This is a genomic window from Nostoc sp. DSM 114160 (genome assembly GCF_053470305.1).
The window spans coordinates 994,757-1,021,046 of sequence record NZ_JBPFGO010000003.1; the positions used below are offsets into that span (position 1 = coordinate 994,757).

20 protein-coding genes and 2 pseudogenes are annotated in these 26,290 nt (G+C 41.5%); 11 read left to right on the forward strand and 11 right to left on the reverse strand.

The window, feature by feature from the left end:
* Nucleotides 1–87 precede the first annotated feature (87 nt).
* Nucleotides 88–1,488 (forward strand): magnesium transporter, encoded by a 1,401-nt coding sequence (gene mgtE / locus NSTCB13_RS29530; protein WP_448266249.1) that lies wholly within the window; start codon nt 88–90, stop codon nt 1,486–1,488.
* Nucleotides 1,489–1,597: 109 nt separating this feature from the next.
* On the opposite strand, the gene NSTCB13_RS29535 is transcribed toward mgtE, so the two are convergent.
* Nucleotides 1,598–1,855, reverse strand: a complete 258-nt coding sequence (locus NSTCB13_RS29535) for a hypothetical protein (protein ID WP_094352695.1) — start codon at nt 1,853–1,855, stop codon at nt 1,598–1,600.
* Between the two features lie 200 nt (nt 1,856–2,055).
* On the reverse strand, nt 2,056–2,937 hold the full coding sequence (locus NSTCB13_RS29540; RefSeq protein WP_448274703.1) for an SDR family oxidoreductase: 882 nt from the start codon (nt 2,935–2,937) through the stop codon (nt 2,056–2,058).
* Between the two features lie 553 nt (nt 2,938–3,490).
* Between NSTCB13_RS29540 and NSTCB13_RS29545 the strand changes: the two genes are divergently transcribed.
* Complete coding sequence (locus tag NSTCB13_RS29545) at nt 3,491–5,089, forward strand: peptide ligase PGM1-related protein (protein ID WP_448266250.1); 1,599 nt, start codon at nt 3,491–3,493, stop codon at nt 5,087–5,089.
* 295 nt (nt 5,090–5,384) lie between these two features.
* On the opposite strand, the gene NSTCB13_RS29550 is transcribed toward NSTCB13_RS29545, so the two are convergent.
* Together NSTCB13_RS29550 and NSTCB13_RS29555 are read right to left on the reverse strand one after the other, a co-directional pair.
* The gene (locus NSTCB13_RS29550; RefSeq protein WP_448274704.1) at nt 5,385–6,581 is read right to left on the reverse strand and encodes a hypothetical protein; all 1,197 of its coding nucleotides are present in this window, start codon (nt 6,579–6,581) and stop codon (nt 5,385–5,387) included.
* Nucleotides 6,550–7,296 carry a serine/threonine protein kinase gene (locus tag NSTCB13_RS29555; protein WP_448274705.1) on the reverse strand — a complete coding sequence of 249 codons (747 nt, stop codon included), beginning with the start codon at nt 7,294–7,296 and terminating at the stop codon, nt 6,550–6,552. The genes NSTCB13_RS29550 and NSTCB13_RS29555 overlap by 32 nt, the downstream gene beginning before the upstream one ends.
* Before the next feature lie 510 nt (nt 7,297–7,806).
* Here NSTCB13_RS29555 and NSTCB13_RS29560 point away from each other — a divergent pair.
* From NSTCB13_RS29560 to NSTCB13_RS29570, 3 genes are all read left to right on the forward strand, one after another.
* Entirely contained in the window at nt 7,807–8,238 is a 432-nt protein-coding gene (locus NSTCB13_RS29560; RefSeq protein WP_448274706.1) for an EamA family transporter, read from the forward strand.
* A gap of 551 nt (nt 8,239–8,789) precedes the next feature.
* Complete coding sequence (locus NSTCB13_RS29565) at nt 8,790–10,064, forward strand: DUF4255 domain-containing protein (protein ID WP_445626854.1); 1,275 nt, start codon at nt 8,790–8,792, stop codon at nt 10,062–10,064.
* Nucleotides 10,061–12,052: an ATP-binding protein gene (locus tag NSTCB13_RS29570; RefSeq protein WP_448274707.1), complete on the forward strand. Its 1,992-nt coding sequence runs from the start codon at nt 10,061–10,063 to the stop codon at nt 12,050–12,052. The genes NSTCB13_RS29565 and NSTCB13_RS29570 overlap by 4 nt, the downstream gene beginning before the upstream one ends.
* A 77-nt stretch (nt 12,053–12,129) precedes the next feature.
* Here the strand turns inward: NSTCB13_RS29570 and NSTCB13_RS29575 are convergent, their stop codons facing one another.
* A complete protein-coding gene (locus tag NSTCB13_RS29575; protein WP_448274708.1) occupies nt 12,130–12,840 on the reverse strand; it encodes a Uma2 family endonuclease in 711 nt (236 codons plus the stop codon).
* Between the two features lie 213 nt (nt 12,841–13,053).
* Here NSTCB13_RS29575 and NSTCB13_RS29580 point away from each other — a divergent pair, with 213 nt between their 5' ends.
* Complete coding sequence (locus NSTCB13_RS29580) at nt 13,054–14,598, forward strand: hypothetical protein (protein WP_448274709.1); 1,545 nt, start codon at nt 13,054–13,056, stop codon at nt 14,596–14,598.
* A 60-nt stretch (nt 14,599–14,658) separates the two neighbouring features.
* On the opposite strand, the gene NSTCB13_RS29585 is transcribed toward NSTCB13_RS29580, so the two are convergent.
* From NSTCB13_RS29585 to NSTCB13_RS29595, 3 genes are all read right to left on the reverse strand, one after another.
* Nucleotides 14,659–17,067 (reverse strand): tetratricopeptide repeat protein, encoded by a 2,409-nt coding sequence (locus NSTCB13_RS29585; RefSeq protein WP_448274710.1) that lies wholly within the window; start codon nt 17,065–17,067, stop codon nt 14,659–14,661.
* Nucleotides 17,068–17,244: 177 nt separating this feature from the next.
* Nucleotides 17,245–17,847, reverse strand: coding sequence for a hypothetical protein (locus tag NSTCB13_RS29590; RefSeq protein WP_448274711.1), 603 nt, complete (start codon nt 17,845–17,847; stop codon nt 17,245–17,247).
* A gap of 73 nt (nt 17,848–17,920) precedes the next feature.
* Complete coding sequence (locus tag NSTCB13_RS29595; protein ID WP_448274712.1) at nt 17,921–18,160, reverse strand: CopG family transcriptional regulator; 240 nt, start codon at nt 18,158–18,160, stop codon at nt 17,921–17,923.
* 94 nt (nt 18,161–18,254) lie between these two features.
* Between NSTCB13_RS29595 and NSTCB13_RS29600 the strand changes: the two genes are divergently transcribed.
* On the forward strand, nt 18,255–18,935 hold the full coding sequence (locus NSTCB13_RS29600) for a Uma2 family endonuclease (protein ID WP_448274713.1): 681 nt from the start codon (nt 18,255–18,257) through the stop codon (nt 18,933–18,935).
* A 76-nt stretch (nt 18,936–19,011) separates the two neighbouring features.
* Here the strand turns inward: NSTCB13_RS29600 and NSTCB13_RS29605 are convergent, their stop codons facing one another.
* The 3 genes from NSTCB13_RS29605 to NSTCB13_RS29615 form a co-directional block, all read right to left on the reverse strand.
* Nucleotides 19,012–19,605: a hypothetical protein gene (locus tag NSTCB13_RS29605; protein WP_448274714.1), complete on the reverse strand. Its 594-nt coding sequence runs from the start codon at nt 19,603–19,605 to the stop codon at nt 19,012–19,014.
* Nucleotides 19,606–19,762: 157 nt separating this feature from the next.
* Nucleotides 19,763–20,125 (reverse strand): pentapeptide repeat-containing protein, encoded by a 363-nt coding sequence (locus NSTCB13_RS29610; RefSeq protein WP_334843572.1) that lies wholly within the window; start codon nt 20,123–20,125, stop codon nt 19,763–19,765.
* Between the two features lie 99 nt (nt 20,126–20,224).
* Nucleotides 20,225–20,467, reverse strand: a complete 243-nt coding sequence (locus NSTCB13_RS29615) for a hypothetical protein (protein ID WP_448274715.1) — start codon at nt 20,465–20,467, stop codon at nt 20,225–20,227.
* A gap of 248 nt (nt 20,468–20,715) precedes the next feature.
* Between NSTCB13_RS29615 and NSTCB13_RS29620 the strand changes: the two genes are divergently transcribed.
* The 4 genes and pseudogenes from NSTCB13_RS29620 to NSTCB13_RS29635 all read left to right on the forward strand — a co-directional run bounded on the left by NSTCB13_RS29620 (nt 20,716) and on the right by NSTCB13_RS29635 (nt 25,923).
* The gene (locus NSTCB13_RS29620; protein WP_448274716.1) at nt 20,716–21,654 is read left to right on the forward strand and encodes a ferritin-like domain-containing protein; all 939 of its coding nucleotides are present in this window, start codon (nt 20,716–20,718) and stop codon (nt 21,652–21,654) included.
* Between the two features lie 187 nt (nt 21,655–21,841).
* A pseudogene (locus tag NSTCB13_RS29625) lies at nt 21,842–22,602 on the forward strand (isoprenyl transferase).
* A 304-nt stretch (nt 22,603–22,906) separates the two neighbouring features.
* On the forward strand, nt 22,907–23,449 hold the full coding sequence (locus NSTCB13_RS29630; RefSeq protein WP_448274717.1) for a hypothetical protein: 543 nt from the start codon (nt 22,907–22,909) through the stop codon (nt 23,447–23,449).
* Between the two features lie 547 nt (nt 23,450–23,996).
* A pseudogene (locus NSTCB13_RS29635) lies at nt 23,997–25,923 on the forward strand (iron uptake porin).
* The last annotated feature ends 367 nt before the right edge of the window (nt 25,924–26,290 follow it).

Consider the following 26,290-nt stretch of genomic DNA (forward strand, 5'->3'; position numbering starts at 1 on the left):
AAAATTATAAGTTTGACGTTGCACATTCCCACTTTCCCCTAGACTAAGGGCAGCAACCTTGTTCAAACTGGCAGAGGAAAGTGGACTTTGACTGAGACAAACAATTTAAACTCTACCATCCAGAATCTTTCACGCAGGGAATTGCGGGATTTAGTGCGGACTCAGCTGCAAATGCTCCTAGAAGCAGGAGACTTGCAAGGAGCAAAATCAATTCTCGTACCCGTGCAGCCTGCGGATATCGCCGAGGCGATTGAGGGTTTACCAGAAGCGATGCACGCTTTGGCTTTTCGCTTGCTTTCTAAGGATGAGGCGATCGAAGTTTATGAATATCTTGACTACAGTGTTCAAGAACGGTTAATTGAAGAACTTAAAAGCCAGGAAGTCTGCGATATTGTCGATCAAATGTCGCCGGATGACAGAGCTAGGTTATTTGATGAATTACCGGCAAAAGTCGTCAATCGCTTGCTAGAACAACTGAGTCCAGCTGAACGTCAAGCTACAGCCCAACTATTGGGTTATGAAGCTGATACAGCTGGGCGAATTATGACGCTAGAGTTGATCTCGCTGAAAGAAAATTTGACAGTATCTCAAGCTCTAGAGCGAATTCGCAACTTAGCTAATGCCAGTGAAATGATTTATTATCTTTATGTCATGGATGCGGCAAGGCGCTTGACGGGGATTGTATCGTTGCGGGAATTAGTAACGTCTCAGCCTGAGCAAATGATTGGCGAAATTATGACCCGTGATGTGGTGTTTGTCTACACTGATACAGATCAAGAAGAAGTTGCAAGATTAATTCAAAGATATGATTTTTTGGCTGTGCCTGTAGTAGATCGAGAACAGCTTCTAGTAGGTATTGTTACGGTGGATGATGTAATTGATATTCTGCAACAAGAAACCACCGAGGATATCTATGCTTTGGGTGGTGGCGTGCAGTCGGGGGGCGACAATTATTTTCAAATGAATTTGCTGGAAATCGCTCGGAAACGGGTTGTCTGGTTATTGGTCTTACTTGTAACCAATACCGTTACAGGCACAATTATTAAGTCGCAAGAAGATATTTTAGCAAAAGTGGTGACACTGACGGCCTTTATTCCCTTGTTGACTGGTACTGGGGGTAATGTAGGCGCTCAATCTTCCACAGTGGTGATTCGCGGGATGAACACCGATGAAATCCGATCGCGTGGTGCATTGCAAGTAATCAGCCGAGAAGCGATCGCAGGCGCTTTATTGGGAGGAATGTTAGGTGCGATCGCTACTGTCTGGGCTTATTTTCTGCAAGGACGATTAGAAGTAGCGATCGCTGTCGGCACTAGTTTGGTAGCTATTTCTATTTTGGCTTCGATCTCCGGTTCAGCACTGCCATTTCTATTTCGCTATCTGCGTTTAGATCCGGCATTAATGTCAGCGCCGTTCATCACCACAGCAGTTGATGTCGTAGGTGTTTTGATTTACTTCAATTTGGCGCGGATAATTTTAAAGTTATGAAAAAAGTCATTGGTCATTGGTCATTGGTCATTAGTTGTTGGTAACAGACAAATGACAACGGACAAAGGACAAATGACAAAAGACAAAGGACAAATGACTAACTTAACTTTTACAATTCTGATTCCGTATCTGGAGCAACAATTTCGCCAGTACCCAATTGCAGTATCATGTCCTGGTCAGTAATCAATCCGCTAAGTTCCTTCACTTGTAAATTCATGTCTTCACAAGCTTGTCTAAGTTCTCTGGCAAATTTGTTGAGGTCTTGACCATAGCCACATTGATAAGCAGCAGTTTCAATTCCTTGCTGGGCATTTGCTCTAGCACAATCTACTAGTTCTCTGCCATTCAATGGTGTAGGAGATGCCATAGACGTAGTTATTATTTATTAAATGTTTGCTGCTAGATAGACTATCAATATTCCCACTTTTACTCATCCCTCCAATGGAAGACCATCAGGGTATAATTTAGAAGTAATTATTTTTTCTAATTAGTCATTAGTTCTTTATTCAAAGTGAATAACCAGTGACCAATGACTAATGACTAATGACTAATGACTGAACTTTTTACTTACCCATTGACAACATCTCCACCATTGACATGTAACACTTGTCCAGAGACATAAGAAGCATCATCAGAAGCTAAATATACGTAGCTAGGAGCAACTTCTTCAGGTTGTCCGGCTCGTTCCATTGGTACTTGTTTACCAAAAGTTTCAACTTTCTCTTCGGGGAAAGTTGAAGGAATTAAAGGTGTCCAGATTGGCCCTGGGGCGACAGCATTAACGCGAATTCCTTTGGATACCAAATTTTTTGATAAGGAGCGAGTAAAAGCAACGATCGCACCTTTTGTAGAGGAGTAATCTAGTAGTTGTGGGCTACCTTTATAAGCTGTTACCGATGTGGTATTGATGATAGCACTGCCCGTTTGTAAATGCTTGAGTGCAGCTTTAGTCATGAAAAACATTGAGAAGATATTAGTGCGGAAAGTTCGCTCTAGTTGCTCTTCGGTGATTTCTTCAATACTTTCTTTCGGATGTTGTTCAGCAGCGTTGTTGACGAGAATATCGAGTTTGCCAAACTCACCAACTGTTTGTTGTATGGCTTGCTGACAAAAAGTTTCATTGCCAATATCACCTGCAATTGTTACTGCACGACGCCCTTGTTTTTCTACCAAATGTTTTGTTTCTTTGGCATCATCGTGTTCATTAAGGTAAAGAATAGCTACATCTGCACCTTCTTTTGCAAATGCGATCGCAACAGCACGACCAATCCCACTATCTGCACCCGTAATCAATGCTACCTTATCTTGTAACTTCCCACTACCCCGATACTGAGCATCATCTGCTTTGGGTTTGGGTGTCATTTCTGATTCAACACCTGGTGTTTCTTGTTGCTGTGGCGGTTGTAATTTTTGCTCTTTTTTCTCTTTTGGTTCTTTTGATTTAGCCATCTGTTTTACCTTAGTCATTGAGTATTGAATGGGTGTTGAAAAAGGGGAATTGGGCACTCGTTATACTCCATCTTTCTCCTATTCCCTATTTCATAACTAAACCTTGGATCGAAAATTCAACCCAAGGTTTATTTTTTGCTTTGGCTCTCACTAGCCATTCGCAATTTTAGGCATTTCTATCCTGGATGTTTGCCAAACTTACTTATTCCTAGCAACTGTACGCGACTTACATTATTTATCCTCACGCTTGACCATGAAATAAGTACACAACTGCGATGCGATGAAGAATTTCTCTTTTTCACCTGCTTTCAAATTAACTATTATGTTGCTCTACTTTATCGCCCCCTAGAGGTAAACTAAGCTGCAACTAGCTCAACCTTAAGAGGGAAAAGAAATTAAAGAAGTCAGCGATTTCCGAGTTGCTATAGCTCGATCGCTCTTTGCGAACTTCCGGAAATTTTTTACAAAACTACCTGAATCTTGACACGGCAACTATACATCGTCCAAAAGGGTGCGTGGTGCGCTACATTGAGATTATTAGAGGGCATGGGTTATGGCAACATTAAATATTTCCGAGTTAGAACAGGTTGAAAAGTTTCGCCACTTACAATTAACCCTGCGCGATCGCTGGAAAACCAGCGAAATATTTGACAATAGTGAAGCGGATATTTTAATTATTCCCTCCTTGAGTCTTGACCAGGGAGAACTCCAAAAGATCGAAGGCTGCGAGCATTATGAAGAAAGATTACTATTTTCCTTAATTCGGTTGCGGAATCCCCGAACTCGACTGATTTATGTAACATCAGTACCGCTGCATCCGAGTATCATTGATTATTATCTGCAATTGTTGCCAGGAATTCCCTTTTCTCATGCTCGCAATCGCTTGCTGTTACTTTCTACTTACGATTCCTCTTTTAAGCCTCTGAGCCAAAAGATTTTAGAACGCCCACGCTTGCTAGAGCGAATTCAGAAATCTTTGAGGCTAGACAAATCATTTATGATCTGCTACAACTCTTCGCACTGGGAAGGCGAATTGTCTTTAAAATTGGGTGTACCACTGTATGCGGCTGCACCAGATTTACAGATTTGGGGAACAAAAAGTGGCAGTCGGGAAATCTTCAAGGAAAGCGGAGTACCGCATCCAGATGGCAGCGAAAAAGTTTGGAACCACAAAGATTTAGCAGAAGCTACCGTTGATTTGTGGGAACGCCAACCAACATTAAAACGGGTAGTAGTAAAACTTAACGAGGGCATTTCTGGAGAGGGGAATGCATTGTTGGATCTTAGACCGATTGAGAATTTAGCACCAAACACTGGTACTCATGCCGAAAGGATAGCAGCAATTAGCGATCGCTTATCAACGATGCGCTTTCAAGCAAAACAAGAGACTTGGGATAGTTTTTTGGGAAAAATGCCTGAGTTAGGGGCAATCGCTGAAGCATTTGTGGAAGGGGAAATTAAGCGATCGCCCAGCGTTCAAGGACGGATCACGCCCCAAGGCGAAGTGGAAATCCTTTCAACTCACGACCAAATTCTCGGAGGCCCAGACGGTCAGATTTATCTTGGTTGCAGTTTTCCTGCTGATGAAAGATATCGATTGCAATTACAGCAATTGGGACTTCAAGTTGGCAGAAAGCTAGCAGATAAAGGCACTTTGGAGCGGTTTGGTGTAGATTTTATCGCCGTTGACAAGGGTAATGGAGACTGGGATATTCAGGCGATCGAAATTAACCTGCGTAAAGGCGGTACAACGCATCCATTCATGACCTTGAAATTATTAACGAACGGTCGCTATGACCTTTCCACGGGTTTATTTTATAGTCAACAAGGTCGTCCAAAATACTATGTTGCCACTGATAATCTGCAAAAAGAGCGCTATCAGGGATTATTACCCAATGATTTAATGGATATCATTGCTCACCACAGACTGCACTTTGACAGCGGTACAGAGACAGGTACAGTCTTTCATCTTATGGGCTGTCTTTCGCAGTTTGGCAAGGTGGGATTAACCAGCATCGGTGATTCACCGCAACAAGCACGAGATATTTATAACAAAGTTGTCAAAGTTCTCGATGAAGAAACCCGCAACGACAATTGTGATTTCTCGGCGTTTTCAGATTATTCCTTTCCTGTAGTTTGGGATGAATTATAAGCTAACGCGCCTACATATTGCACAAACTCCGTGTAGACCGTCATTTGTCATTAGTCACTTGTACTGAGCGACTTGCCCTGAGCGTAGTCGTTGGCGCAGCCTCTCCAAGAGTTGGGAGTCGAAGTATTTGTCATTAGTCATTGGTCATTTGTCATTTGTTGGGATAAGGGGCGGGGGAAAGGGGAAAGAAAAAACCTTTAACCTTTACCCTTTAACCTTTACCCAAATCCAATTCCGAGTTAGAAATCCACAAAGCGTGCAGTTAGGGGCATATGTTGTGCCCCGCTGATTAGTTCTAAATGGGCCGATCGCTGTTAGGTAAATTTTGCTGGTTGTTTTGCGGTTTACCAGATTGCAATTGCGTATATATATAGGTTACTACTGCTAAAGTCAGCCCAATAGCCAACACCACCCCTACGATTCGCAAGAAATTGGGAGTAATTCTCGTAGTTAGCTGTTCACTTAGCCTTGGTTGGTAAATAGTATCATCCGTTCGTGCTTGTGTTCTGCTTTGATTAGACGCACGTCGTGGCTGATACAACGTCACATCTGATTGCACTGGTGGTCTACTTTGATTAGATCCTGGTCGCGGCTGAAACAACGTCTTATCTGGTGGAACTGGCGGTCTATTTTGATTAGATCCTGGTCGTGGTTGAAACAACGTCTTATCTGCTGATACTTGTTGACCACCTCGATCGGCTCCTGGTCGTGGTTGAAACAACGTCTTATCTGCTGGTACTTGTTGACCACCTCGATCGGCTCCTGGTCGTGGTTGATATAACGTCACATCAGGTTTGCTGGCGTTCGGATTATTCACAGGACTCTGTTGATTTTGCTCAACTGGGTTAAATGGTCTGGGAACAGTTTCGTGATTTGAGCCTTGGTTCTGTCCCGCCTGAATGGGAGGAACGATTTGCTCAGATTGGTTTTGCTTAATCGGGTCAAATGGTCTGGGAACGGTTTCGTGATTTGAACCTTGATTGAAACCAGATGGAGGGCGAATAACGGTATCGTCGTTTGATTGTCTGGGAACAGTTTCGTGATTTGAGCCTTGATTGAAACCAGATGGAGGACGCAGAATCGTGTCGTCGTTTGATTGTCTGGGAACCGTTTCGTGATTTGAACCTTGATTGAAACCAGATGGAGGACGCAGAATCGTATCGTCGTTTGATTGTCTGGGAACCGTTTCGTGATTTGAGCCAAGATTTGAAGAAGTTTGCGATCGCCCAGTAATTTCTCCGGGTACGCTAGATTCGGTAGCAAATTTGGCAGCAGCTTGCAAAGCCTGATTCAGTTCTTCTACGGTTGCAAATCGGTTGGCTGGGTTCTTGTGGAGGCATTTCATTACCACGGCTTCTAATTGTACGGGTAAATGCTCGCACCCTGGTTGCTCGCGCAGTGGTTTTGGTGGCTCGTAAGCATGAGCTAATACCCAAGAAGCCTCACTCACATGACTACCCTTAATGCTGATTCCAAATGGGGTCGGCTGCACTCAGCATTTCATAAAGGATAATCCCTAAGCTGTAAATATCACCTCTAGCATCCAGGTTGCGATCGCTTTGGATTTGTTCGGGAGGTGCGTAACGAAATGTCCCAATAAATGTACTAGTTATATTTGTAATATTGGAATTTTCTGAAGATTCACTACGAATTTTGGCAACACCAAAATCTAAAACCTTCACCCATTCTCCTAAATCTGTGGGCATCAAAAATATATTATCTGGCTTCAGGTCGCGATGAACTACCTGAATATGTTCAGTAGTTTTGCCGCCATCCCGTTGGAGAGTCACTCCTTGATGGGCAAGTTGTAAACCTTTACAAACTTGCGCCATAATCTTCACCGTCCGCTCAACAGACAGCCGCTTTTCGCGCAGCAGTAATTGCCTGAGCGTTTGTCCCCGCAAATATTCCATTACATAAAATGGAAAACCTTCCGGGGTTACACCACAATCACTAATCTTAACAATATGGTCGCTTTGCAAAGCAGCACAAACTGCCACCTCCCGCTCAAAACGCTTTCTCATTTCCAGTGATGCCACTAGCGTATCTTTGAGCAACTTCAACGCTACCTGCTGACCAACACGGGTGTCCGTTGCTAGGAAAACTTCTCCCATGCCACCCCCGCCTAACCGTCTGTCTAAACGGTATCGCTGGTTATCACCGACGAAGCGACCATTCCAAGAATTTGAAGAAGGTGGGGATTTCATCTGGGGCAACCCATCCTAGTTACTTTAAGTGTTAACTTTATTCAGAGATAATACTAGTATTACAAATATGATTGCTTCATAACTTAGATGAATATTAGTAATATATACTACTAGTACTTGTCTAATTATACTCAGCTTAACATATTAGTAACTTAAAGTAATATGATAAATTTGATAAAATGTTTAAACTTTAGACCTAATAGCAGTTGAAATTTGTTCCTGATATTAAGTTAGCGCAAGTTCGCCGAGAATCGTCACTTCAGTAGTACTGAGTGACTAAAAGAGTCAAACGGTAGAGCGCAAACTACGAACCTACTGCCGCAAGGCGGAATTCAAAATTCACGCATTCAAAATTCAAAATTAATACAGCATAGGCGTTTCATTTATTTTGAATGGGTGGTTTATTTACGCCGTGTTGTCTAGCAAGTCAAACTTTACAGACAAGTAATTGAATTTAAGACTCTGATTAAATTACACTGCTAATTTTGACCGGCTAATTAGGAGGCTAAGATGGAAAGCAACGCCACAACATGGTGGATATATGCATTATTGTCAGCTAGCTTTGCAGCATTGACAACTATCTTTGCCAAAATTGGGATAGAAAATGTGAATGCTAATTTAGCAACAGCAATCCGAACTGTTGTGATTTTAGTAGTTGCTTGGGGGATTGTATTTTTTCAGGGGAACGTAGTTAATATCTTAGCTTTACCCCAAAAAACCATAATTTTCTTATTATTATCTGGAGTATCTACAGGGTTATCATGGATTTTTTACTTCCAAGCCTTACAAGCAGGAAAAGCTTCCCTTGTTGCACCAATTGATAAATCAAGCTTGGTATTAGTTTTATTATTTTCAGTCATTTTTTTGGGAGAAACATTAAGCTGGAAAATCGTTTTAGGAACTGGGTTAGTCGTCATCGGTACTTTAGTTTTAATCATTTAAAATCTTAATTAAGCTCGACTCGCTCTAAAATTAAGAACTCGGTTTTCTTTATCCGACAAAACCTAGCTTTTTGGCAAATACTTTTTTCACATCACAGATTATCGATGAAGTGAAAAAAGTAAAACTAAGCTAACGCGCCTACATATTGCACAAACTCCGTGTAGACCGTCATTAGTCATTAGTCACTTGTACTGAGTTTCGACTGCGCGGTAATCGAGCGAAGTCGAGATTCAACTACCGCGAAGCCGTTGGCGTGGTCACTGAGCGTAGTCGAAGTGCAGCCTCTTGTAGAGAAGTATTTGTCATTTGTGTTTACCAACTGGACTTTGGACAATTGACAAAGAACAACCTCTCCTGAAGGAGACGCTGCGCGAACACCAGTTAATGTGCTTTTCTTTTTACGTAACAGCTTACTATCCCATAAAGGTTTAAGTTTAAGCGTTCGTGCTGATAGTCTTAGCGACAACAGGACTTAAAGTTTTGCAAAATATATTCTATTAATGTACTCTGGCGTACATGATTAATATGTGCTATTGCCATGAGGAATCAGGATGAGTAATGTGCTCTCTATAGCCGCAGTGACAGCAGTACTAAAAGTCTTGCTGGAAAATGGTTTAGTCAGCGATCCGATCGCTGCTAGTGTTGGTGATGTGATTGTAACTGCCTTACCGCCCGATCGAATTTCAGTTGAAGCTGACGAGCGTGCCCAAATAAACCTTTTTCTCTATCAAGTGACGCAGAACCGCAATGTCGATTGGGTATCTCAAGAATTTCGGAGCAGGCACTCACGGATTAATGGAAACCCACGCTCTCAGACTCCACCACTAGCTCTTGACCTTCACTACTTATTAACAGCTTACGGAGCTAAGGATTTTCAGGCGGAGCTTTTACTCGGCTATGCAATGCATTTATTACACAAAACACCAGCGATCGCATCTGATATTATTGAAAATACTTTGATAAATGCATCTACAACCAATACCTCAAGTGCTTTTTCCCAAGCCGTAGCAAGTGTGTCTGTATCCGATTTAGCAGAACAAATTGGGCAGATCAAACTGACTCCAGAGTTTTTTAACATGGAAGAAACTTCTAAGTTATGGTCTGCTTTACAAACACACTATCGACCTTCAGCTACCTATTTAGCATCAATGATATTGATTGAAAGTAGTAAATCTGACAAAGAAGCAGGTTTCTACATGATGCCCTTGTCTCAACCGAATATAGAGCAAGTTATAGCTCAGACTAAAACTGAACAAATGATTGTTGCAGGTACAAAATTAGTAATTCGTGGTAAACGGTTACGCGGTGAAATCACACGAGTTCGTTTTAGTAATACGGAAACATTACTAGTACCTCAAGAAGTCAAAGAAACGCAAATCAGCTTATTAGTCCCCCCAGATTTATACGCCAGCGTTCAGGGTGTCCAAGTTGTACATCTAACAATGGGCTATGCAGAGCAAACGAATCATTTAGTTGAATCAAACGTGGCGGCTTTTGTCTTACATCCAACAATTACAGCATTCGTCACTCAAGTAGAAAATAGCGGTGAGAATTTACGCGCAGCAGAAATTACTGTTAAATTCCAGCCGAAAGTAGGTAAAGAACAGCGGGTAGTTTTGCTACTCAATCAGGTATCAGGTGAGAATCCGGTAGCTTACTCTTTTTTGGCTGCACCACCTACCCAAGACACTGATGCGATCGCAATTCCGATCAAAAATGTCAAACCAGGAACTTATATTGTCCGAGCGCAAGTAGATGGCGCCGAAAGTCCACTTCACAAAAATCAGTTAGGGGAATATGATTCGCCACAGGTGACAATTTTATGAATGCTACAACAATTAATCACAATTGGGATGAGGCAAACTACCGCTACCTATCAGCAGCTCTGGCTGTAGTGCGTGATATTTTGGAAAATCACACGGCAAAAGAGCAAAATCAACCACAAGAGAACCACCCAGAGCATTTACAGCAGGCGTTACAGGAAGCTGTTGCTGCTATGCCTGCACCATCGGCATTGGAGAGAGTCTGCAAAATGTTTCGCCTCTCATCCTTTGAACGTAATTTGTTGCTGTTGTGTGCAGGTATGGAATTAAATGGAGATTTTGCCAAATTGTGTGCCATCGTTCACGACGATTCACAACGAGCTTACCCAACTTTGGGTTTAGCTTTGGCAGCTTTACCTAACGTCCATTGGGATGCGATCGCTCCAAATGCTCCCTTACGTTATTGGCGGTTAATTCAAATTGGTGATGGTCATGCCCTAACTCTTAGTCCCTTGAGAATTGACGAGCGGATTTTACATTATCTCACGGGTATTCAATATCTTGACGAACGGCTAGCTAGTATCATTGAGCCATTACCAGAGGTTAGCGATTTAGTACCTTCGCATCAAGATTTAGCAGAGCGAGTCGCAGCGATTTGGTCACAAGCTTACAAGGTTAATAGCTTACCAATCATCCAGTTATCTGGTGGTGAAACTGCCAGTAAACGTGCCATTGCCACCACAGTTTGTCAGCTTCAGGGTTTAAGCTTGTGGGTAATGCCTGCACAAGTCATTCCTTTAGCACCTGGCGAGTTGGATAATCTTATTCGCCTCTGGACTCGCGAGACGATTTTAAGTAAGAGTGCCTTACTGATAGACTGCAACGAACTAGATACTAATGATACAACGCGGCTGAATGCGATCGCTCGTTTCATCGAACGCACAAAGGGCTTTTTAATAGTCACGAGTCGGGAACGGATCGGCTTATCACAACGCCTAGTAGTTAATTTTGACGTACATCAACCAACTAGCAAAGAACAAGGTGCAGTTTGGCAAGATGCATTAGGAGCGAGTGCATCGCAAATGAATGGGCAAGTCAAAACCTTAGTGGATCAGTTTAACCTTAGTGCTGCAACCATTCACGCTGCTTGTGCAGAAGCCGCAGGACAATTAGCACAAACACCAGAAACCGATATCGCTAGCATTTTATGGGATGCCTGCCGCGTGCAAGCACGTCCGCGCTTAGATGAACTCGCCCAAAGAATTGAGCCATCTGGTGATTGGGATGATTTAGTATTGCCAGAGGCGCAGAAACAAGTTCTCCAGGAAATCGCGGCTCACGTGCGCCAACGTAGTACTGTATATAATAATTGGGGTTTTGGGGGCAAGAGTGCTAGGGGATTGGGAATCAGCGCTTTATTTGCAGGTAGTAGCGGCACTGGTAAAACCTTGGGAGCAGAAGTACTGGCTCAGAAATTGCGCCTCGACCTCTATCGGATTGACCTATCATCGGTAGTCAGCAAATATATTGGTGAGACAGAGAAGAATTTGCGTCGGGTATTTGATGCCGCAGAACAAGGTGGAGTGATTTTGTTATTTGATGAAGCCGACGCTTTATTTGGTAAACGGAGTGAAGTTAAAGATGCCCGCGATCGCTATGCCAATATAGAAGTTAGTTATCTATTGCAACGGATGGAAAGCTACCCAGGTTTAGCAGTCTTGACTACTAACTTGAAGAGTGCAATTGATACAGCTTTTCTGCGGCGGATTCGCTTTGTGGTGCAGTTCCCCTTCCCGGATACTATGCAACGAGCCGAAATTTGGCGGCGTGTCTTTCCAGCCGAAACCCCAACCGCAGATTTAGATGCTCTGCAACTAGCACGGCTCAATGTCGCTGGAGGTAATATCCGTAATATTGCCTTAAATGCAGCTTTTTTGGCTGCCGATGTCGGGGAACCAGTGCAGATGAAACACGTATTGCGGGCGGCTCAAACAGAATATAGTAAGTTAGAAAAACCCTTGACTGATGCGGAAGTTGGGGGATGGATGTGATTTTACAATTTTGATCTTAGTAGAAAATGCTGGTAGCTAGCAAGCTGTACCTACGCCAACTACCATAGCAAACAAAATTACTCTGGTAATTCACCAAATCTTTCCCGATAGCGAGCAAGCATAGACTCGATTTGGGCAAGTTGCTGCTCGGCTTGTTGACGCTGTTGCTGTTCTTGGTGTGCTACTTCTTCTGGCGTGGGTGTCAGTTGTCCATCGGGAGTGAAAAAGCGCAACTTCGATTGATAAACTCCCAAATATAACTGCAATTGCTGACTCCATAACCAACCAGCTTCATTTGCTTGCAGTTCTTGATAACGGCCATCTAATAAATGAAATCCTTTAAATTCTAAACTTACCGGGTCAAACCAAAAATAATCGGGAGTCCGCCAAATATCTTGATAGATTTCCTTTTTCAACCCTCTATCAGTAGCAGCTGTTTTGTCAGAAAGAATCTCTACAATTACATTTGGGTATTTGCCATCTTCTTCCCAAACTACCCAGCTTTTGCGTATTTTGCGTTGGGTATTTAAAACTACAAAGAAGTCGGGGCCTCTAAATTGTTCAGACTTGCGTTGACGCGGACTGTAATAAATCGTCATGTTACCGCAAGCGTAAAAATCTTGACGCTCCTGCCACAACCATTCCAAACACTGAATCAACAGCAGTATTTGCCGCAAGTGAAGTTCTGTTTCCAAAGGTGGTTCATCACTGTATAAATCACCAGGAGGAAATATAACATCTTCTGGTGTGTCTTCTAAAATTATTCCTAAATCTTGAGCAGAAGACATAATAATTTCTATTTTGACAAGATAAATCTAACTTAACCCAATTCATTCACCTGCAAAAGCGATCGCTCCAGCTTTTCATCCCAGCTTTCTAGAATTATAAATCTCGCTTACACAAAACACCTGCTGGCAAAGAATAATTTATACTTAAGTCGATAGCGATCGCCACGAAACAAATTGTATAATCTGATTCAAAAATATGCTTGAGGATGTGAGATGAGCGATCGCATATTTGGGTCTAAGAAAGCAGGTATATCCACTTCAAATCCGTCGCTGATCTCAGCAACAACTCCAACGCTGGCGAATCCAGTGCGCGGGTTTGACATCGCAAATAAAGCTTCAATCCAAACATCCTCTAAGGTATCAACCGACCTGCAAGCTGCACAATCTACTGGCGAACAATCCTTAGAACCAGAAGCTATCAAAAAAAAGCCTGTTCACGACATTAGTAGCATGGCGTTGCGTCGTCCACAAGCAAAACTGACGATTGGAGAACCAGGAGACCAGTATGAGCAGGAAGCCGATAAGGTGGCTAATCAAGTCATATCAATGCCTAATACTGCGATGCAACCGCAGATGACACTAGAAGAACAGACTCAAGAAGAAGTACAAACGAAGCCTTTCGATGTTTACTTTGGGCAAAGGAAACCGGCAGGGAATAATCAGTTGCCTCATGTAGTACAACACAAAGGTGGAGTATTGCAGAGAGATGTGTTGCAGAGAGCGCCAAAAAACCCAGTAGTAACAGAACTTTCGTCAAAATTGCCACTGACGGAAGCTAATGCAAGATTAATTGACGCTTGTCATAATTTAGGTAGTATTTATGTCGATTTATCTGTAGCAAATACTGACTTAATCAGTACAAAATTAAAAATTTTCTCTATAAATTACGATATGGCTTACAGCAATTACTCAAGAGTAATTGGTCAAGGAAGAGCAGAAGCACAAAATCAAACTCTTTGGAGAGGAATATTTTTAGGAATAGGAACGGGTGTTTTAGCAGGTCTTGCCGCCGCCTATATTGCTCCTTCTACTGCTGCCGGATGGTTTGCTCTCACCCTCGCTGATGCAGGTACAGCAGCCGGTTCTTCATTTTTACAAGGTGCTGCGTCTTCGGCAGTAGCTCTTGCTGTATCAGATGCCATCACAACGCGAGGCAGTGATTTACAACCTGGTGGTCTTTCACCGGATATGCTGCGAAGTAATATTTGGCAACACGTTGCATCAATGTATCGTGGTGCATTGCAAACCAATAAAGTATTAGCAAACTTACATAAGAATACTGTTATTCTTGAGCGATTAATTGCAGAAATTAGGGTACAAATTGCTGGTGGTGCATCGTCATATTCGCCAGCAGATATACTAACAGCAACTAATACTATGAACGATCGCATTAATGGAATGGCAAGTGTCTTTAGCGAGTTGAGACAAAAAGCAACTGCGATGAGTGCCTTTGGTAATTCTATTTTGGCTTACGATCCTACTAAGCCCGGAGTCGATCAAATAGAAAAAGATATTTGGATTATGTGGATGGGAACTTTAAGTAATGATGACTCTGACATTCTTGATTTAGATAATATTGAGGATCATTTGAAGAGTATCGGGATTTTAGGTAATGGTGGTTTATTAGGTGTAGATTTTGGAGACTATACCTCCGAAGACGATGAACTAGCGGCTTTAGCAGCAGCTCGTCCTCGCGCTGCAACCATAAAAGGGAAGTACGATCAAACCGCTTCTCAATGGACTGCACCAAGTCCCTAAGTCAACTTTTAATTATTTGCTTTAATTTTTTTGCAGAGCCGTCTACTAAACCAAAAATTTTTACCTCGTTTCCAATTTCCGACTGGTGACACAGATTTGAGTAGAACACTTGAAAACTTTTTCAACTTGTTTAGGTGCTTTAATTTCAGTAAATAGCTGAATCGCTCGATTAAAATTCATTTGACTTTCATCAAATTTTGCCATCTTTTGATTAGTTAAACCTAATTGAAAATAAGCTTCAGCTAGATCGTACTTTGCACCGATTTTATCCAAAAGTTCGATTGCTTGTGTATGATTAGCAAGAGCTAATGCAAAATCTGTTTGTTGCCGATGGATTTCTGCTAAACCATTAAGAGTTTTTGCTTTTACTTGCATATAGTGACTTTCTTCAGCAAAAGTCAAAGCTTGCTGGAATATCTGATTTGCCTGAGAAAATTCTCCTAAATTGACGTAGGTTTGACCTAAAATCTGCATAAAATAGACAAATCTACCCGTTTGTTCTACCAATTTATCGTTTTTTGTAATATTTTGATAAGCTACATTTGCTAATGCAGATGAACGAGCGCGCAAACCTAAATAAGAATATACCAAAGCTAAACAAACTGAAGCTTTTTCCGCCCAGCGATGATGTTCAGTATTTTGAGCTAAATAAATTACTTGTTGAAATAACTTGGCGGCTGCCTCTAGTTCCCACAAATCTATCTTGTAAAGACCAATACTTAATAAAGAATCTACCTCTAGCATCCTTAGATAGTAAACTGTATGTTTATTTTCCGGCTGAGGTACAAGTAATTTGAGTGCTTGGGTTGCTAGTGTAATAGTCTTTTTTTGACAGGCGATCGCTTGACTAATTTTGCCTGTTATCCAGTATAGATCGCCTAATATATTATAAAGTTCGCTGAGATTTTGGTCATTATCAAGATTATGAACAACTTGATTAATTGCCGTAAGTACAGGTTGAATTAAACCCATCCGATACAAGGTACTACCAAGAGGCAAAAACTGCTGCCATTGATTATTTCGGCTTTTGAGAATAACTTTCCCTGCTAACTCAAATTCATTAATTTCTATATAATGATAATATGCTTCTAGAGCTTGTAAAGCATCTTTAAAAGTTTCAATTTGTTTAATACTAGCTGTCCAAAATTCTGCGGCTTTGTGGTTGGCAATTTCCCATTCATCGGTGAGGCGTAAACGCGCGATCGCTTCTTTCCGAATCACCGGATGCAGCCAATATTCACCTTTTTCACACTCTACCAAAGATCGATTTCGCAAGGAGGCAATAATTTGGCGATGTTGATCGGCTGGAACATCCCACAGTAAACAAAACAATCCTTGTGATGAAATACTGGGTATATCTTGGTAACGATAACATCCCAAACGGCAAAGTAAGCGATACGCTTTGGGATCGAGGGCTTGCAGACGATTGATTTGACTAACGGCTAAATTTTTTAAATCAGTTGCGGCTAACGGATCGGCATGATTTTCTTGCCAATAAAGAGCCATATCACCATCAAAATCCTCCTGAATCGAACCACAGAGAATCCCCATTGCTTTGGCATTACCGCCATAAGTGCGATGCATGATTTGCAAGGTTGGTGAATCGATGGCTAATCCACGGCTGCTAAAAAACTGTTGCCATGCGCTTCGATCCAAGCCAGGAAGCCGATAGTGATTCACATTTAGCCCAGGTTCACAAAGGCGATCGCGGCTAGTAATCAAGGTAACAGATTGCACCCTGGCATCAGCCAACACCCGCAATAGTTCTACATAGTTGCGGTGAGAAGCAATTAACCTACCATGTCGATCTAATGCAGGTTCGAGATTATCAATTAACACCCCAATCCGCCGATTGTGGAGTTGGCGCTTGAGTCGCGCCAAAGTTACCCCAAATTCTACCCCAGGTTCTTCGTCAAAATCTTGTTTAAGCCATTCCTCTACAACTCGTTCAGCAGGGGTGATATTCTGCGTTTCCTTCGCCATCAGCAGTTCTAAAACCAAGTCAAACTCTTGATGGAGATATTGCTGCGCTAGAGTAGTTTTGCCTAAACCGCCTTCACCTTGAATGACAATGACTTTTGAACCTTGATTTACCAAAGTATTTAGGTGAGCGATCGCTTCTGTTCGGCCAATAAAATTGGTATCCTCTAATTTTGGGGTGGGTTGGGGCGATCGCGAGTAATCAATCAAACTGGATATCGCAGTAGTTTTTCTCAGAACTCGCTCCAGAGTAGCGCGACAATTACTTTTGGTTATCTTTTGGCGCAATACTTTAGAAAGCAGCTTCCATAACTGAGAACCAGCATCCTTAGCGTGTCCTTCCGTACAACCGTAAGCATGAGCGATATCCAAGTATTTTCTACCCAACCAAACTTGCACAAGAATCACTTTTTGCAAATCGCTCAACCGTTCCCCAGTCTGAGGGGGAATTATGGCGTCTAACCATGCTAATGCTGCTTCAGCGTCCATTGGGTAACGACAAGGCTAGTTCAGATTTTAAGGACAACTATAAATTACTTTACAGTTATGTTGCTGGAGTTTTTGGATAAGATTCTGTAAACCCGACTTTTTTCCCGACTTTTGCAAACTTTATTCAAAATTCAGCAGCAAGTTATTGAAAGGAAGATTCGGTCACATCAAGCTACATCATCCACCAAAAACAATTGCACTACTATAACGAATACTGGCTACTGCTAAATTGTATAAACAAAGAAGAGTCCATTTTTCAGATCCAAATGCGTCTTTTTCCAATTCTTGCTCTCTTTCTGCACGCAATGCTCCAAAATGAGGAGTATATTCACCTAAATCAAGATTTAATTTTATTGCAAGACACTGTAATTCGTCACGAAAAGCAATACTCGATCCTAATAGAGGAGATCGATGTAACAACAGCGACTTGAAATAAACAGGAACATAGTAGCCACTAATTTGGGGTAAACAAACTATGTGTGATTGACCCTTTTGAATAATCTTCTTATGTGATGTCGCTGATATTGGGTAATAATCTTGTCGATTAATAGGAAGAATCCAGCTTGGATTCTCAATAAACTTAGCAGCAAGAAGCTCAAGAGGTTCGCTTGTTGAGTAGAGCCATTCAATTTCAGGTAGATCGCTTTCCTCAATTTGCGATGTATAAGGCTCATTATAAGTAGGAAGATGCTCCTCTTCAAGTACCTGATTGATACGTGTAACCTCTCTTTTACACTGATCGGAGTTACATCCTGCCAAAAGATAAATTGATAGTCCCATTAGAATGAAATAGCCCTGATTGCTCCCCTTTAAATAAATAACTTCTAAGACTCTTTTCTTACGAGACGCTACGTTAACGCTTACGCACAATGACTTCGGAATTAGCAGCTAAGTTAGTTTCTCCTTTGAAACAGCCGATAAACTTACTTTGCTTAAGTTTAGCTAAGGGATCTGTTTTTTGTTGCTCAAGTTGTTGATAACGCAATTCAATCAAAGATTTAATTGCCTCTACTGTATTTTGGTCAGCCTCATGTTGAATATAGGCAAGCTTTTGAGCATATTCTTCATCTAACTGAATATCAAAATTCTTCATTGCCACTAACTTAGAACGTTTACTTAAAGTATATCGTCCGCGTCGAATCGTCTAGAATAAAACTCATTAGGTAACATCAGCACCATCATTACTTATGGTGAAATTAGACCCCCGTCAATTGCCTAGTAGTGCTGAACTTCCTTGTTCAGACGATACCCCTGTGGATAACGAAGACCAGAACTTTATTCCCAACCTGCTTCTCTTTTTGCTGCAATATATTTGGGCAAACCGTAATGACTGGTTTTTCAGTGTGGATATGGGCGTTTACCATACCACAGGGGTTAGTCCACTTGTACCGATTGTACCAGACGGATTTTTGAGCTTAGGTGTAGAACGCCGCAAGGAAGGTAAATCTCGTAAAAGCTATGTTGTTTGGGAAGAAAACAACATTGTGCCTATCTTGGCTTTAGAAATTGTTTCCTTAACTCCAGGTGGAGAATACGATAAAAAATTAGACACCTATGTCAAGTTAGGGGTGCTGTACTACATTATTTACAATCCAGAGTATTGGCAAAGAGACCGTCATCAACCTTTTGAAGTTTATCGCTTAGTAGATGGTAGCTATCAATTACAAATTGGTGAACCCTTTTGGATGCCAGAAATTGGTTTGGGAATTGGTAGAGGGCAATACGTATCTGGTAATATCCAGCGTCAGGTTTTGTATTGGTATGACCAACAAGGAAAGCGCTATCAAACTTCAGAAGAACAGCTTGAGTTAGCGCAGAAACAACTTGAGCGTTACCGTCAGCAATTTGGAGAACTGCCAGAAGGTTAAGCAGCTATTATTGGTTAGTATAAAATGCTTAATTAGTAAGAATTATTCCCCTTGGTGAACCATACTTTTGAGCGATTTATCCTACTAATTTACAGTTTTTACGAATTTTATCATCATAATCATCAGTACCATAATCTTCATCATCATAGTTCCTGGACAACTCTGGCAGAATTGTCCCTACTGTCTCTAAAGCCTCTGCGATCGCTAACATCATATTCGTCAAACTTGGAAACCATAACTTATCTTTAATGTCTTCTCGTTGCAGCACTGGAGAAGTCTCAATCTGAGTTTCTGAACCAACAATAACTAGCTTGCCATTCTCATAGGAAACGAATGGCAAGCACTTTGGGTCATATATATCTGCATCTCTTGGAGAATAATATTTCTCAGCTTCCTCTAAGGATAGAAAATGAATTAAATCATCTGCGCCTTCTAACAGCTGCTCCAAGAAGCAATAATAAGTTGAGTTGTCGTTATAAGAACCATCCCAACCGTCAGGCATTCGATCCCCAGTAGGTGCACCAGCCCATTGATAAAACTCGTAAGCTTCATCAGACAGCCGGAATGGGAAAAAACTAAGTCTTCTTTCAACTTCTTCAAGACTCATGCCCTGTTCAGTAAAACGAAAACCACTACTTATTCTTTCAAGCGCCTCAGTCAAAATCGACATTACCTTAGTATCCTCATGAATTGAAATCTACTTATTGTTAGGGGTTGTCAGGCATTGCATTGTTAGAATATGACCAGAAGACAGGTAACTTTAGTAAAAATAATTTGAGTGTATTTTTGAGCTAATTAATTAAGAATTAATTGCTGCGGTAATGGCATTAGTCGAAGTATTCATATTCTTGAACAACATCCCCTTCTTCAGTCGTGGTATTACAGAAGAAAGCTCCAGCAAATTCAGTTTCGATAGTTCTAGCACCGAGCAAAGTAGCATTTTCCAAATTCGTTCCTTGCATAGCAACACTTTCTAAATTAGCTTTGCTCAGATTAGCTCCACTCAAATCGGAACCCATGAGGCTCCCACCAAGCAAATTTGCTCCAGAAAGATTAATATTTCGGAGATTACATCTGCACAAACCAATTTCTGACAAATTAGCTCCGCTCAAATCAATACCACTGAGATCGACTTCAATAAAGCGTCTTTCACCAGCAGCATAACGTTGCAACAGTTCTTCAGCAGTCATACTTTAACTTCCAAAACACGGCAGTTACTACTTAACAAGCTCTGTTAGAAAATATCCAGTACAAAATTGTTAAGAAAAAGTTTTTATCAATAATCATTTTCATTCTCCCCGTCTATAAGCTTCAATCTCTGCTGCTATTTCTTCATCAGTTAAAGGATTATCTGCGTGTATCGCTTGTATTTCTTTGAATAGCTTTTTTAATTCTTCTGCTAAAGTAACCCTTTGATTATCGTCTGACAAAATAATCACCTCAACTCTCTGTCCTGCTTTAAATGGTAAATCAGATAATACTAACTGCTTTGGATCTGCAATGGTGATATATGTTTTATAAACGTTCATCATTTATCCTGTTAGTCAACTTTTATCTACCCTTGTTCTAACAATTTCGCTACATTTTCTGCAATTCTCTCTTCTAACTTTGTAAAATCGTCTTAGAAGGACAACATTTTAAACCCAAATTTTCTATAACCAACTTTTTCCCCGACTTTTGCAACCCTATCACATAAAACTGCCTACTTTCACCGACTGACAAAACAAAGTGCGATCGCTTAGGCTATTGGGCAAAGAGATAAAAATTTAAGTATAAAAATATGCTTAATACCCTTAGCCCAATTGCAGAAGACTTAGCAGATAAAAGCTATCCTAGTCCTCATTATTTGCAAACACAGCGCCGCATTCGTTCCCTCATAGACAAATATCTTGCAGTCGAAAAACTACACGATCGCCTACAAGATTTACCGCTACAGTTTGTCAATCCCCAACCGCGTCCCTGGAAACCCATCGATTGGCAGACGATTAACCGCAATCAAATTATCGGCTTAGACGCAGAGGTATTTCTATCTATATTGATCGGTGCGATGGACACAGAAGCGCCCATTCGCGGTTATACCCAAACCAGTCGGCAGTATTTGGGAAAATTGCATCCTCAGATGGCTCGGTTTGTTGGTGGAACAGTCGGTGAAAATGGCGAACTACTGGAACTTGGTTTGTGGGAAAAGGAAGAACGTCAGCACACACCTGCATTAATCAAAATCTACACCCAATTAACAGGCGAGAAAATTATCCCAAAAGTTCGTACTGTTAGAGGCTATCTCCCCACAGATGACGTTAAGGAAGACTTATATCGCCACGGCTTACACCGCATTGCCACAGAATACGGTGCAACCTGTCTTTATATTTGGTTGATGGCTCACACCACAGGCGCACTCCAGGATGTTTTAGAGGAACTAGCGCAGGATGAAATCAACCACATGACCAAATTCTGGGGGTTTGGAGTCTGGGCTTTCCCTGATACTGGGTTGATGCGAATTGGACGGACGCTAATCAAAACGCGATCGCCAAACTATCAGCGTAACAACCTCATGCGTACTCTTCGCCGCATGATGGGTACTCTCAACTGGGATGCTTGGTCATTAACCAACAAAACAACTCTCCTATTTACCTTCACTTACACAATGCATCGCTTGTGGAGTTGGAACAACACCCTCACACCAGAGTACTTACAAAATTTATTTGAAATTACTCATTAACGCGATGTCCAACTTATTCTTAGAACCCCACTTCCATTCCTCTCCCCGAAAGGTCGATAGGCTTTGACTCTTGCTCCCCTTCCCTTGCAGGGAAGGGGCTGGGGGTTAGGTTTGAAAGAAAGATTGCACACAGCGCTCATTAGTAAAAACAAATGACAAATGACAAATAACAAAGGACAAATGACAAATGACAAATGACAAATCAAAACTACCCATCGATTTAAACCCCCAAAAAATCCCCCAACATATCGCCGTCATCATGGATGGTAACGGCCGATGGGCAACCAGTCGAGGATTACCGCGCATTGCTGGACATCGCCAAGGAGCAAAAACGCTCAAAGAACTATTGCGTTGCTGCAAAGATTGGGGAATCAAAGCGTTGACAGCATACGCTTTCTCAACAGAAAATTGGCAGCGTCCCCTGTTGAAGAAGTGGATTTTCTAATGCATTTGTTTGAGCGATTACTACACCGCGAGTTGGCTCAGATGCATCAAGAAGGTGTACGCATCTCGTTTATTGGAGATTTATCGGCTTTACCCAAGTCTCTACAAACGGAAATGGAACGTTCAATGGCAGAGACATTGAACAATCAAGCAATCCACTTTACTGTTGCAGTCAACTATGGTAGCCGCAACGAAATTACCAGAGTTTGTCGTCAAGTAGCTCAACTCGTGGAACAGGGCAAACTTAGCGCCCAAGAAGTGAATGAAAGTCTTGTAGAACAACATCTCTACACGGCAGATACTCCAGAACCCGATTTGTTGATTCGTACCAGTGGTGAGATGCGATTGAGTAATTTCCTCTTGTGGCAAATGGCGTATACAGAGATGTATTTCACCGATATTCTTTGGCCAGATTTTAATCGAGAAGCATTTCATCAAGCTTTGTTGAGCTATCAAAATCGCGATCGCCGTTTTGGTCAAGTTAAAGCTTCATTATCAGCTTAATGTACCAAACACCAGACATCACGTGAACAAGGCAGGGTAAAGGGGAAGGGGGAAAGGGGAAGGGGGAAAGGAGAATATCTATCCTTTTCCCTTTAACCTTTTCCCTTTAACCTTTTCCCTTTTCCCCTCTTCTTCTGCCTTCTGCCTTTCTTGATAAAGTAAAAGCACCCACATTACCACGATGGTATATGAGCGCTCACAAATAAAACATTATCGAGGATAATCTATCTGCTATGACAGACCGAAGTAACTATAAGAATAGCAGGCACTGGGTAAATAAACTGCAAGGGTAGTTACAAATGTTTTGTTAAAAATATTACTTCCCGTAAATGTGATGCTTGATTTAGGCAAAATCCAATCGATTGCGGAATCCTATTCTCCTCAAGAACTCTTCGCTGCCTTGGTTTGGCAGCGTCGGTTCAATGAGTTTGATGGTGAAGAAGTGATTACTGACCTTTCCAACCACAGAAATTTATGGTCAAGCTTTCTGTTTACAAAACCAATCTTTGCACCAGATGAAAACGGTTTAAGCTTTGGTGGTATGGTCGATACCCTTCTTGCAATGGCAAATTATCGTCCCATGCCTGAAAGCAGCATCATTCATTTTATTGCCTATCCTGCCGATACACTGTACATTCTGACAGAGAACCAAGACACAAAAGTGTCAGAGCTTTTAGACTTGGGCAAAAAATGGCGGGCTGACTCAGTAGAGATAAGTGATAGCACGAATGAAGACTACGGTTTGCGCCTGAAGCGCCGACTGAGAACTAGACTGGAAGGGGCGCTATCAGGTGAAGATGTTCATCGGTATTCTGATGCGGTCATTGTTTGTTATTGGTGGGATTGAATACTTAAAATATCTCAATTGGAGAAATTGTGTGCTATAATGTGCTATTTTTTTGCGCCGATTTTAGCCTGCACCTAAATTGAGCAGCGATCGCGGTCTCTTATTTTTTTAGTAATTCTTCTCTGGTAGGTATTGAACCGAAATCCTCGGCTCAATATTTATATTCGTTATCACAAAATGAGACTTATGTAATTATTGTTTTATCAAAATAGCAATCCGCTTTTATCTTTGAACAGAGAAATTTGTAAGGCTTATAAATCAAGCATTCTAGGAAACTTACTGTTCACAAACCATTTAGTATTTACTATAGTAACTATAGAAACTATTAATATAATTTATTGTTAATTCTTTCCAAAAATAGTATTTACTATAATTTAATACTTGCAATATAAGCTGATTTCCTGGTAAGCAAATTCAGAAAAAAATCCTGAAATGCAAAATTTAAAGTTAACAAGATTCTCTTGCTAAATATACTTTAAATTTACTTATCAATCCATTTGGAAATCGCAATTGTTTTTTCACGATTTTATTGGTGTTGGGAGTTATGATGGCAAAATATCTACTAGCTTCTGCTAGTGGGATGGGATTTTTATGTTTAATTGCCGGGTTATCACCTGTGCAAGCCCTTCCTAGTCTAGAAATTGCAGATAAAAACTTAGCTGTTAATCAAAATGATGGCAGCTTTCAAAAAAATGATTCTCATCAAAGCAATTTAGCAAATAATATCTCCAGTAAATTATTGATAGCTAATGAGAGTCAAAAAAACTTATCCTCAGTCAATCAACAGCAAAAAAATCAAGATTTAGGAATAGATTCTGCTGTTAACTTGTGGCAGCCAATCACACCACAACCTGTAAGTTCATCTCCAACTTCATACAAACTTGCACAAGTAACATCCGTATCGCAATTGTCTGATGTACAACCGACGGATTGGGCTTTTCAGGCACTCCAATCTTTAGTCGAACGCTATGGTTGTATCGCAGGTTATCCCAATCAAACCTATCGCGGTAATCGGGCGATGACTCGCTATGAATTTGCTGCTGGCTTAAATGCTTGTTTAGAGCGAATCAACGAACTGATTGCGACTGCAACTGGTGATTTGGTCAAAAAAGAAGATTTAACCACGTTGCAGAAACTACAAGAGCAATTTGCGGCGGAATTGGCAACATTGCGAGGTCGAGTAGATGCTGTAGAAGCTCGCACAGCAGAACTAGAAGCAAATCAGTTTTCTACTACGACCAAACTCAGTGGCGAGGCAATTATTGCTGGTGTTGGTGCTAGCGGCGGCGCTCCTAATCAGAGTGACCCGAACATCATCTTAGTCAATAGAGTGCGATTAAATCTCACCACTAGCTTTACTGGTAAAGATTCATTGATTACTGGATTGCAAGCCTATAACTTTTTGGGTGGAGCCGATGGACAGGGTAGCCTGCAACAAGGTTTAGGATTAGCTTCGCCACTTTTAAGTGCAAGTAGCGCTCGTACCAGTTTTGAGCCGCAATTTCCGGGGATAAATGTCAATACTTTGTCGGGTGTTGGCGCAAACAGCGTTCAGATTTACAAATTGCTGTATATCTTTCCCGTGGCTAGTAAATTAACCTTGTTTGCGGGAACTGCGGCGGAGACATCAGATGCTTTCCCAACAATTACGCCTTTTTATGGTGAAGGACAAGAGTCAATTTCTCGTTTTGGCAACTTGAATCCTGTGGTACGGGTTTCTGGTGGGACTTCGGGTACTGGTTTAGCATCGGCGGCGGGATTTATTTTTAACATTTCGCCAAATTTAGATTTCAGAGCTTTATACGGCAATCCAAATGCCAATTTAACCCAAAAATCTGCCGCTGAGGCAGTACCAGGAGTTTCTACTACACCTTTGGGAGCAGGTTTATTTAGTGGTAGTAATGTGATTGCCACACAGTTGACTTTCAAGCCAAGTACCGCTCTGGATATTGGTTTAAACTATGCCCACAGTTATCACGAAATCAATATTTTGGGTACAGGATTAGTTAGTAGTGATATCGGTGCTTTAGTAGGAGCAGGGCTTGGACCCTGAAACACCGGTCACACTCAACTCTGTTGGCGGTACGCTAACATGGCGACTGTCTCCCAAGATAGCCTTATCTGGCTATGGTGCAGCATTATTTGTTGATGCTGCTTCCAATAGCGTGAGTGCTTCCACCACATTTACTAGTTGGATGGCAGGAATTCACTTCAATGATTTATTCAAGTCAGGGAACACTGCCGGGATTCTTTTTGGTCAGCCGCTTTTTCGTAGTGATGCTGGTGGTTCTGCTCAACTTACCCCCACAGGCGAGAATCGGGCGACTCCTTACCATTTGGAAGCTTATTACCGCCTTCAAGTTACCGATAATATCAGCATTACCCCTGGTGCATTTGTTCTCTTTAACCCAGAAGGTAACAGTAATAATGACACTACGACTGTAGGTGTACTTCGGACTACTTTTACATTTTAAGAGATTAGACTTCTTGGCATTTGTCGCGAAAAGGAGAAGGGGGAAGGTGGGGTCCCCTCTGGGGATAAGGGGCGGGGGAAAAGGCTTTGTATTGTCCCCTTCCCCTTTAACCTTTACCCTTTTCCCCCAAGAATTTTTAAAAGGAGTGTCGAGGATAAAATAATGACTGATAAATACGTAGAAATTCGGTGGATGTTTATTGAATAATATTGTTTGGTTTTTGACAAAAATATAGTCGCATTGCTCAAAATCTGTTGTGCAAAACTAATCTGATGTCTACGTTGCTGACTGACTTGTACTGAGCGCAGTCGAAGTAGCTTACCGAATGGCCGAAGTCCGGGCTACATCAAAAATAAACTGTGTAGGT

What these genes read in the sequence shown, in the direction of transcription:
- NSTCB13_RS29535 (WP_094352695.1), bottom strand. Translation starts at nt 1,855, where the DNA reads ATGGCATCTCCTACACCATTGAATGGCAGAGAACTAGTAGATTGTGCT.
- NSTCB13_RS29540 (WP_448274703.1), bottom strand. Translation starts at nt 2,937, where the DNA reads ATGGCTAAATCAAAAGAACCAAAAGAGAAAAAAGAGCAAAAATTACAA.
- NSTCB13_RS29545 (WP_448266250.1), top strand. Translation starts at nt 3,491, where the DNA reads ATGGCAACATTAAATATTTCCGAGTTAGAACAGGTTGAAAAGTTTCGC.
- NSTCB13_RS29555 (WP_448274705.1), bottom strand. Translation starts at nt 7,296, where the DNA reads ATGAAATCCCCACCTTCTTCAAATTCTTGGAATGGTCGCTTCGTCGGT.
- NSTCB13_RS29560 (WP_448274706.1), top strand. Translation starts at nt 7,807, where the DNA reads ATGGAAAGCAACGCCACAACATGGTGGATATATGCATTATTGTCAGCT.
- NSTCB13_RS29565 (WP_445626854.1), top strand. Translation starts at nt 8,790, where the DNA reads ATGAGTAATGTGCTCTCTATAGCCGCAGTGACAGCAGTACTAAAAGTC.
- NSTCB13_RS29570 (WP_448274707.1), top strand. Translation starts at nt 10,061, where the DNA reads ATGAATGCTACAACAATTAATCACAATTGGGATGAGGCAAACTACCGC.
- NSTCB13_RS29575 (WP_448274708.1), bottom strand. Translation starts at nt 12,840, where the DNA reads ATGTCTTCTGCTCAAGATTTAGGAATAATTTTAGAAGACACACCAGAA.
- NSTCB13_RS29580 (WP_448274709.1), top strand. Translation starts at nt 13,054, where the DNA reads ATGAGCGATCGCATATTTGGGTCTAAGAAAGCAGGTATATCCACTTCA.
- NSTCB13_RS29585 (WP_448274710.1), bottom strand. Translation starts at nt 17,067, where the DNA reads ATGGACGCTGAAGCAGCATTAGCATGGTTAGACGCCATAATTCCCCCT.
- NSTCB13_RS29590 (WP_448274711.1), bottom strand. Translation starts at nt 17,847, where the DNA reads ATGGGACTATCAATTTATCTTTTGGCAGGATGTAACTCCGATCAGTGT.
- NSTCB13_RS29595 (WP_448274712.1), bottom strand. Translation starts at nt 18,160, where the DNA reads ATGAAGAATTTTGATATTCAGTTAGATGAAGAATATGCTCAAAAGCTT.
- NSTCB13_RS29600 (WP_448274713.1), top strand. Translation starts at nt 18,255, where the DNA reads ATGGTGAAATTAGACCCCCGTCAATTGCCTAGTAGTGCTGAACTTCCT.
- NSTCB13_RS29605 (WP_448274714.1), bottom strand. Translation starts at nt 19,605, where the DNA reads ATGTCGATTTTGACTGAGGCGCTTGAAAGAATAAGTAGTGGTTTTCGT.
- NSTCB13_RS29610 (WP_334843572.1), bottom strand. Translation starts at nt 20,125, where the DNA reads ATGACTGCTGAAGAACTGTTGCAACGTTATGCTGCTGGTGAAAGACGC.
- NSTCB13_RS29615 (WP_448274715.1), bottom strand. Translation starts at nt 20,467, where the DNA reads ATGATGAACGTTTATAAAACATATATCACCATTGCAGATCCAAAGCAG.
- NSTCB13_RS29620 (WP_448274716.1), top strand. Translation starts at nt 20,716, where the DNA reads ATGCTTAATACCCTTAGCCCAATTGCAGAAGACTTAGCAGATAAAAGC.